This window comes from Gluconacetobacter entanii, from assembly GCF_003206495.1.
Taxonomy (GTDB): Bacteria; Pseudomonadota; Alphaproteobacteria; order Acetobacterales; family Acetobacteraceae; genus Novacetimonas; species Novacetimonas entanii.
In genome coordinates this window covers 1-8,342 of the sequence record NZ_NKUF01000072.1, presented here as the reverse complement: position 1 = coordinate 8,342, position 8,342 = coordinate 1, and the positions used below count along the sequence as shown (strand labels likewise).

General features: G+C 54.9%; 9 protein-coding genes. 7 read left to right on the top strand and 2 right to left on the bottom strand.

Translation table 11 applies throughout. The features are described from left to right. Together CFR72_RS15690 and CFR72_RS15685 are read left to right on the top strand one after the other, a co-directional pair. Positions 1-970 (top strand): Tn3 family transposase (locus tag CFR72_RS15690; protein ID WP_146220761.1); only part of this gene is annotated, 970 nt, incomplete at its 5' end. A 950-nt stretch (positions 971-1,920) separates the two neighbouring features. Continuing rightward, on the top strand, positions 1,921-2,301 hold the full coding sequence (locus CFR72_RS15685) for a helix-turn-helix domain-containing protein (protein WP_244182341.1): 381 nt from the start codon (positions 1,921-1,923) through the stop codon (positions 2,299-2,301). 13 nt (positions 2,302-2,314) lie between these two features. Here CFR72_RS15685 and mobQ read toward each other — a convergent pair whose 3' ends face one another. Next, entirely contained in the window at positions 2,315-3,628 is a 1,314-nt protein-coding gene (gene mobQ, locus CFR72_RS15680; RefSeq protein ID WP_110914716.1) for a MobQ family relaxase, read from the bottom strand. A 160-nt stretch (positions 3,629-3,788) separates the two neighbouring features. Here mobQ and CFR72_RS15675 point away from each other — a divergent pair, with 160 nt between their 5' ends. The 5 genes from CFR72_RS15675 to CFR72_RS15655 all read left to right on the top strand — a co-directional run bounded on the left by CFR72_RS15675 (position 3,789) and on the right by CFR72_RS15655 (position 7,354). Beyond that, positions 3,789-4,118: a mobilization protein gene (locus CFR72_RS15675; RefSeq protein WP_110914715.1), complete on the top strand. Its 330-nt coding sequence runs from the start codon at positions 3,789-3,791 to the stop codon at positions 4,116-4,118. Positions 4,119-4,121: 3 nt separating this feature from the next. Then, positions 4,122-4,667, top strand: coding sequence for a hypothetical protein (locus CFR72_RS15670; protein ID WP_110914714.1), 546 nt, complete (start codon positions 4,122-4,124; stop codon positions 4,665-4,667). Positions 4,668-4,813: 146 nt separating this feature from the next. Beyond that, entirely contained in the window at positions 4,814-5,998 is a 1,185-nt protein-coding gene (locus CFR72_RS15665) for a DNA cytosine methyltransferase (protein WP_110914713.1), read from the top strand. A gap of 3 nt (positions 5,999-6,001) precedes the next feature. Further along, the gene (locus CFR72_RS17860) at positions 6,002-6,493 is read left to right on the top strand and encodes a hypothetical protein (protein ID WP_208630076.1); all 492 of its coding nucleotides are present in this window, start codon (positions 6,002-6,004) and stop codon (positions 6,491-6,493) included. A 477-nt stretch (positions 6,494-6,970) separates the two neighbouring features. After that, complete coding sequence (locus CFR72_RS15655) at positions 6,971-7,354, top strand: hypothetical protein (RefSeq protein ID WP_110914717.1); 384 nt, start codon at positions 6,971-6,973, stop codon at positions 7,352-7,354. Positions 7,355-7,372: 18 nt separating this feature from the next. On the opposite strand, the gene CFR72_RS15650 is transcribed toward CFR72_RS15655, so the two are convergent. Continuing rightward, positions 7,373-8,342 (bottom strand): Tn3 family transposase (locus CFR72_RS15650; RefSeq protein WP_146220760.1); only part of this gene is annotated, 970 nt, incomplete at its 5' end.

Genomic DNA, 8,342 nt, shown 5'->3' with positions numbered 1-8,342 from the left:
GTTGTTCGGCGACGGCACCGCGTCCAGCTCGGACGGGCAGCACTTCCCGCTCGATCGACGCGCGCAGGGGACCGGCGCCGTCAATCCGCACAAGGGCAGCGAACCCGCCATCTCCTTTTACACCCACGTCTCCGATCGCTACGCGCCGTTCCATTCCACAGTCATCTCCGCCGGTGCCAGCGAGGCCGCGCATGTACTCGACGGCCTGCTCCATCATGGCGCCGACCTTGCGATCGAGCGTCACCATACCGATGGCGGGGGCGTTTCGGATCATGTGTTCGCCCTATGCCATCTCCTCGGTTTCCGTTTCGCCCCGCGTATCCCCAACATCGGTAACAGACGCCTGCATCTGTTCGGCGACATGAAGCCAGGGTCGACTGTCGCCCCATTGGTGGCCCAGCCGATCGACGAACGCCTGATTTCCGAGCACTGGGACGACGTGATCCGGCTCGCCACCTCAATCCGTACCGGTGTCACCAGCGCGTCGCTGATGCTGGAACGGCTCGGTTCCTATCCTCGCGCGAACGGTCTCGCTCTTGCCCTGCGAGAGATGGGTCGCGTCGAGCGGACGCTGTTCACGCTCGACTGGATCGAGCTCCCCGAGGAACGCCGCCGCGCCACCCGCGAGTTGAACAAGGGAGAGGCCCAGAACGCCCTCAAGCGCGCCATCTTTTTCCATCGCACCGGCCGGATCCGCGATCACGGACTGCAAGCCCAGGGACATCGGGCGAGCGCGCTCAATCTCGTCGCCAGCGCCGTCGTATTGTGGAACACCACCTATCTCGGAGCCGCAATGCGGCATCTCGAACATCAAGGACGATCCGTTCCGCCTGGTCTGCTCCAGCATCTCTCTCCGCTGGGGTGGCAGCATATCAACCTGACCGGGGATTACCTCTGGACCGACGCCGGCATCCCGGAAGGGAAACTCCGCCAGCTCCGGCAAGCCATCACAATCACCGATAATCCTTAGCGTATATCTGTGCCCGTTTTATGTACGTCCCCCCTGAAGGCCCGTAAAAGCCCGTACAGGCCCCTTCATGCCATCACGCATACAAATCCATTCAAATGACCCTATGGTGCCTTCTACGGCCTTCTGACGCGCTGTAGTCGCGTAATGAGCCGACTGCTTTGCCAACCACTCCCCTTCCTGAGCAGATCAGCAGTGCCAACGAACGACAGCTTACAGGCTCCGGGTGAGTGCGGAGCAGGAACCGCGTAGCGCGCGAAGCGCCGGAGCTGGCCGATACAACGTCGTTTTTTGCCGCTCGCGCACGTACACTCCCGGCGTGGCACATCCACCAGCCCGTGGAAATGTGGATTGCCCTTCGGGCCGCGTTCCGCCCGTGGACAGGGCATGGACAGCCCGTGGACAGCCCTACGGCCTGTCCACCGCCTGCCCACACCACTGCCCACCGGCTCCACGCTCAATCCACATTCCCACCGGCACACCCAACATCACCAAGTGGAATTTTTAATTTTTAGGGGAAGGAAAAGCAGTCCGTTCAGGCGTCGTCCCCCATCGTCAGAACACACGAAAACGAACCCCCATTAGATCATTAGAAGGAGCATTTTTTTTCTCTTTTATTTTCAATGACTTGTGTGGGGGGGGTAGTGCATGAGCTATGCACTACCCCCCGTGCACCAGCTATGCACTACCCCTAGTGCATTTTTGCATTGTTTTCACGCAAGTTTGCGGCAAAGATGCGCTTGGTTTTCAAGCACGAGTGCGGAATGTCTAAGCAAGATTTGTCCTCGCAGAGGCAGTCAGGAACATGGGTTCAGACTGAACGGGCGGCCCATGAAGCATGGGCCGCCCTCCTTCGAGATTCACCACGGGCAGCAGAGCTTTTGCACCTACTCGTGGCCAGAGTAGGACCACACAACGCGGTCGTAATCAGCCAACAGACACTGGCAAAGCTCATGGGCCGATCGATTGATACGGTGAAACGAGCATTAAGCGTCCTCAAAGCCGGCCTCTGGCTTGAGGTCCGTCAGATTGGCGACCGAGGCACAGTCAACGCCTACGTGCTGAATGATCGGGTCGTATGGTCAGGCCCGCGCGATGGCATCCGTCACAGCCTATTTTCAGCCTCTGTGGTGATCTCGGCCGACGAACAGCCAGACAAGGACATGCTGGGAAAACAGCCGCCTCTCCGTCAGTTGCCATCGCTCTATCCGGGCGAACGCCAGCTCCCGACAGGCCCAGGCATGCCGCCGCCGTCTCAACCGTCTCTGGATGGAATGGAACCGGACATACCAGCCCGTCAAATGGACATCAAAGATATTACTGGGCAACAGTAGGAGTGCCCAACGCTTAGAACGGATCAGACCCTGATCCACCGCCACTAGGATCGGGGTCCGTGTCCCGGCCACTTGACCGGGACGGCCCACCTCGGCCACGCCCTCGACCCTTCACACGCATACCTGGCCCTTCGGACTGCTCCTGCCGCTCCTGCGCCTCGTATTGCTCCAGTTCGGTCCTGACGGCCTTTTCCTCGGCCTCCAGATCCTCCAGTTCCATGCGATACAACTTGGCATCCACAGCACGGGCGAGAGGATCTGTCGGGTAAAATCTGGCAAACAGGGTCGCCCTCTTTTCCGGCGCTTCACTGATGAGCTCCGCCAGCCTGCTCTCGATCCGCTGCTCCTGTTGCGCCTGCCGCTTCAAAGCCTTCCTGCTGGCTTCCTCCTGCTGTTCCTCTGCCTGCCGTTGTTCGGCCTCCTGCTGGCGCAGCATCTCGGCACGCTTGGCTTCTGCTTCCTGTTCAGCCCGGCGCTTGCGACCAAAGGCCCGCACCAATGATCTGGCGGCTGCTATCTTGGCAGAGCGAACCTGCCGGATGACGCCTGCCAGTTCCTGGGCCAGCTCACGCACGCGCTCATTCAGACCACGCCTGCGCCGGTTCTCCTGCGCCTTGAACGTCCGAGGCTGATAATCCTCCCCTTTCCGTTCGGCTTCGGCCTGATGCTTCCGCTCGATGGTTACACTGGTCGGACCGAGATGCAGGGTCGGCATCTTCTCGACCCCCTGCCGCTCGTAACTGCGATGATCGACACGGGCAGGCTTGTTGTGGCGTTCGAGCGCCTCATTGCATTGCATGGCCCACAGCTCACGCAGGCTCTCGATCTCTGGCCAGCCTGTCTTGGCAGCATCCAGTATGCGGGTCTTTTTGCCTAGACCGTCCGGCTCAACCTCGCGGGTCGTGGTGAGGATATGCGCGTGATGATTCCGCTCGTCTCCCTCGCGGCTGGGAGCATGCAGGGCAACATCTGCCGCCACACCATAACGCTCGACCAAAGCCCCAGCAAAAGCCCGCGCCAGATCAGATCGCTCCGTGGCGTCCAGTTCGGCAGGAAGGGCCAGGACATATTCACGGGCTGTAACCGAATTGGAGCGCTTCTCGGTCTGCTCTGCCGTGTTCCACAAACGCGAACGGTCCAGCGCCCAATCACACCCGGTCGGGGCCATGATGAATGAGCCATCAACGCCTGACCGTCTGGTGTAGTCATGATGGCGTCCATCCCGTTCGTTGGTCAGCCTGTCGCCTGTCCGATAAGCCGCAGCGGCAACGGCACTCCTGCCGGTACTCCGCGATACGGTTTTGACGGACAGGTGAAAGATCGCCACGGGACACGCTCTCCACAAAAGGGGTTTCAAGGGGCTTGCCCCTGACGCACGCAAACTCGCAGAGTTTGCATAAGTGCGCCCTTAATACCTAATCGGCATTAAGGGTTGAGGTCAACAACTATTCATGATATGATAACAAACGCAGGGAGAAACTGTAGTAATGTCAGATACAGTACAGCACAAAAAGTCCGCAAAAATTCTTGCGGCAGAAGAACGTCTTGAGCAGGCAAAGCGTGCCTTGCGTGATGCAAAACAGGCAGAGAGCAGGCAGCAGAAAAAAATTGCTGACAGGCAAAAGATCATTCTCGGCGCAACATTGCTCAATCTTGCCGAACGGGATGAACGCTTCTCTCTGGTCATTGATGAACTGTTGAATCATCTCACGCGAGAACAGGACGTGAGAGCTTTCAGAGATCATGGCTTTGTCACGCCCAGACCTGTGAACGACCACAATTCGACCACAGCAGAAGGTCTCCATACGGGGACATAATCCATGAATGATCCCGGTGATGATGATGACGACTTTGCATTGCAAGAGCTGGAAAAGCTCCGGCAGACAGTCATCCAGTCACAAGAGGATTATGCCAGAATCGCCGCCACGCTCCCTGAACACGCCCAGTTCCTGAAAAAATCAGCCCACGAGATAAAAAAATCTGCGGGTAAGGTGGAAGAAAGCTGCAAGGCTGTAACTGGGTATATCAGTGGAGATCGAAAGGCCCTGATCTGGACATGCAGCACCGTGTCCCTGCTTCTTGTTTTCGTCGCAGCCTTCCTTGGATACACCTTCGGACATCGGGGTGGGTATGCAGAAGGGCTGGCCGAAGTTCAGCAACAGGCCAAGGAGCGAAGCACCCTGGCTGAATGGGCGGCATCTTCTCCATCCGGAGAGCTGGCTTACCAGATGGATCAGGTTGGACAGCTACAGGCATTTGGGCATTGCCAGATCAACGGGTATCGCACCGTTCAGCAGAAAGGAGAACGCGTGTGTATGCAGCAGGACAATAGTGGGGGCCTTCGATGGACACTTACGACGCCATAAACGATGCTCTTGCACACTCCGGGTGAGTGCGGAGCAGGAACCGCGAAGCGCCGAAGTTAGCCGATACAGCGTCGTTTTGACCGTTTGAAGTTACTTCGACACAATCAACTGCCATTCTGAAATTAAGACACTGAAAAGAAACCGCCATGAGAACATTTTATGAATTTTTTGCTGGCGGTGGAATGGCCAGAGCAGGTCTAGGTGAAGAATGGAAGTGCTTATTTGCCAACGATTTCGATAGAAAGAAGGCCGCAACGTATCAACGAAACTGGGGTGATAAGGAGATGCTTGCAGATGATATCCGCAACATTAAATCCCAGCAGTTGCCCATTCATGCTGATCTGATTTGGGGATCTTTCCCATGCCAAGACCTGTCCTTAGCAGGGGGAGGAGCAGGGCTAAAAGGTAATCGTTCTGGTACCTTTTGGCCTTTTATCGATATAATTCAGACCTTACGGGAAGAAGGCAGATCACCAGCTGTTATCGCACTGGAGAATGTCGTTGGCACCCTTACATCCCATAAGGGATCAGACTTTGCGGCCATTTGTCGATCCCTTAAAGATTTGGGCTATCGTTATGGCGCTTTCGTCGTAGATGCAGCACTTTTCCTACCTCATTCACGACCTCGATTATTTTTCATTGCGGTTAGGAACGACATTGTTCCTTTTGGCTCGAATGATGGGCCTAATTTGTCCTGGCATACATCTTCATTGCGCAAAGCCTACGAGGCATTGCCTTCAGATCTAGTAGAATCATGGGTGTGGTGGGATATGCCAATCCCTCCTAAACGCCACACAAGATTTGCTGACCTTATTGAAGATAAGCCAACAGGAGTCCAGTGGCATAGCGCAGCAGAAACGCGAGCTTTGTTGTCGATGATGAGCGATGTCAATTTGGCAAAGGTTGAAACCGCAAAAGCCGCTGGCGTGCGCATGGTCGGCGGATTGTATAAACGAACGCGTTTTCAGCACGGAATAAAAATACAACGTGCAGAAGTCCGATTTGATGACATCGCAGGATGCTTAAGAACTCCAGCAGGCGGATCTTCTCGACAGCTTATTCTTGTTGTTGACGGTAATAAAATAAAATCACGTCTTATATCTACAAGAGAAACAGCTCGTTTGATGGGATTAAGTGATAACTACTACTTACCAAGTTCGTATAATGAAGCCTATCATCTAACTGGGGATGGCGTTGCCGTTCCAGTTGTACGACATATTACAGAGCATATTATCGAACCGGTTATCGATTTTTCTCGCACCAACAACCTCGTAGAATTCCCAAAAAAATTGTGTAGAGACCTCCCACAAAAGGCACGGGCTAGGAAATAATTGATGTCTGATGAAACAATACCATGTCAAAGAGACCCACAACTTGGTTCGAAAATAGATGAATTTTCAGAAATACTAAAAACCCAATCTCACAAGCTCAATCCTTTTGGCATGAGTGAAAAGGATTTTTACGATAGTGGGATTTTTGAAGGATCAATACAAAGAGTTCGTGGCCAAATTTCTGCATCTATGGGTGAAAAGAAAATATTTGTTAAGCATGTTTTGAATTACATGCAGGACAACAACTATATCCAAGATTGGGTCGAAGCTGGCGGCTCAAACAGACACGATTATTCAGTAACACTTAACAATGGAAAAATAGCCGCGATAGAATTGAAAGGGTGTTTAGACGGTAATAATACAAATATATCAGCACGTCCCCCACATGCTCACGAATTTATAGTATGGAGCGTTTGTCAAAACAAAGGTGCAGACCCGAGACATAATGTTTGGTCTGGAATTCATACGCGCTTTTCTGCGGATATAATATCCTAACAAAAACGAGTGGACGGTTTGGTTGTTTGGGATTGGCTATGTGGAACTACAGCCAGAAAATGCCCAAAAATAGAACATTATGGACGTGATATAACCGAAGTAGGCCCATATAAGCTACCACCACCATGTATCTATCTATTCCCTTAAACTATACCAAGTCCTAGGAACAATCCTAATCCGCGCCCTCATTCTATCGAAGGCGTAGGAATACTTGATGCTATGAATAAATGCTTTAGTGGGAGAGATAATGAACTTAATTATGTTTATTTTGACGCTACCATGAATGGCGTTGAGTTGGTTAGAACCACAACCATTAAAAGAGATGGTAAAATTGTAAAGAAATCTAAGCCCACTCCAATTCGCAGGTCATAATACAGGCAAGACTGCACAACAATGCACCCTGAAACCGTTTTGCTTGTGCCAGGCAGATAAATGCCGTCACACTCCCTGTCAGACAAGTCAGACAAGGAGTCAGACATGACAGACGACCCCAAGCCGTGGTCAATCCGTGGCGTTCATCCAGAAGTGCGGAATGCCGCCCTGTCGGCGGCCAGGCGGGAAGGTCTTACGATTGGCGACTGGCTGGACAGGGCCATTCGCTCCCACATAAAAAGTGGCAGAAAACAGGGAGAAAACCTGTCTGACACACCTGTCAGACAGGCGACAGACTTGTCTGACGCGGAACGTCTGGTCAGCATGATCGCCCAACTGTCTGCGGCAGGTGCTCCCATTCCCAAATCGGTAGCTTCGAAAGCCTATGCGCTCATACGGGATGGCCTGAAGGACGCCCAGCAGAAAAAAAAGGTTGAGAGTCTCGAACATCAAGGAGCGCTGACAGCGCCTGAAGGGGGACGTACATAAAACGGGCACAGATATACGCTAAGGATTATCGGTGATTGTGATGGCTTGCCGGAGCGGGCGGAGTTTCCCTTCCGGGATGCCGGCGTCGGTCCAGAGGTAATCCCCGGTCAGGTTGATATGCTGCCACCCCAGCGGAGAGAGATGCTGGAGCAGACCAGGCGGAACGGATCGTCCTTGATGTTCGAGATGCCGCATTGCGGCTCCGAGATAGGTGGTGTTCCACAATACGACGGCGCTGGCGACGAGATTGAGCGCGCTCGCCCGATGTCCCTGGGCTTGCAGTCCGTGATCGCGGATCCGGCCGGTGCGATGGAAAAAGATGGCGCGCTTGAGGGCGTTCTGGGCCTCTCCCTTGTTCAACTCGCGGGTGGCGCGGCGGCGTTCCTCGGGGAGCTCGATCCAGTCGAGCGTGAACAGCGTCCGCTCGACGCGACCCATCTCTCGCAGGGCAAGAGCGAGACCGTTCGCGCGAGGATAGGAACCGAGCCGTTCCAGCATCAGCGACGCGCTGGTGACACCGGTACGGATTGAGGTGGCGAGCCGGATCACGTCGTCCCAGTGCTCGGAAATCAGGCGTTCGTCGATCGGCTGGGCCACCAATGGGGCGACAGTCGACCCTGGCTTCATGTCGCCGAACAGATGCAGGCGTCTGTTACCGATGTTGGGGATACGCGGGGCGAAACGGAAACCGAGGAGATGGCATAGGGCGAACACATGATCCGAAACGCCCCCGCCATCGGTATGGTGACGCTCGATCGCAAGGTCGGCGCCATGATGGAGCAGGCCGTCGAGTACATGCGCGGCCTCGCTGGCACCGGCGGAGATGACTGTGGAATGGAACGGCGCGTAGCGATCGGAGACGTGGGTGTAAAAGGAGATGGCGGGTTCGCTGCCCTTGTGCGGATTGACGGCGCCGGTCCCCTGCGCGCGTCGATCGAGCGGGAAGTGCTGCCCGTCCGAGCTGGACGCGGTGCCGTCGCCGAACAAC

Coding starts and splice junctions, on each gene's coding strand:
- CFR72_RS15685 (WP_244182341.1), top strand. CDS start 1,921: ATGGGCCGATCGATTGATACGGTGAAACGAGCATTAAGCGTCCTCAAA.
- CFR72_RS15675 (WP_110914715.1), top strand. CDS start 3,789: ATGTCAGATACAGTACAGCACAAAAAGTCCGCAAAAATTCTTGCGGCA.
- CFR72_RS15670 (WP_110914714.1), top strand. CDS start 4,122: ATGAATGATCCCGGTGATGATGATGACGACTTTGCATTGCAAGAGCTG.
- CFR72_RS15665 (WP_110914713.1), top strand. CDS start 4,814: ATGAGAACATTTTATGAATTTTTTGCTGGCGGTGGAATGGCCAGAGCA.
- CFR72_RS17860 (WP_208630076.1), top strand. CDS start 6,002: ATGTCTGATGAAACAATACCATGTCAAAGAGACCCACAACTTGGTTCG.
- CFR72_RS15655 (WP_110914717.1), top strand. CDS start 6,971: ATGACAGACGACCCCAAGCCGTGGTCAATCCGTGGCGTTCATCCAGAA.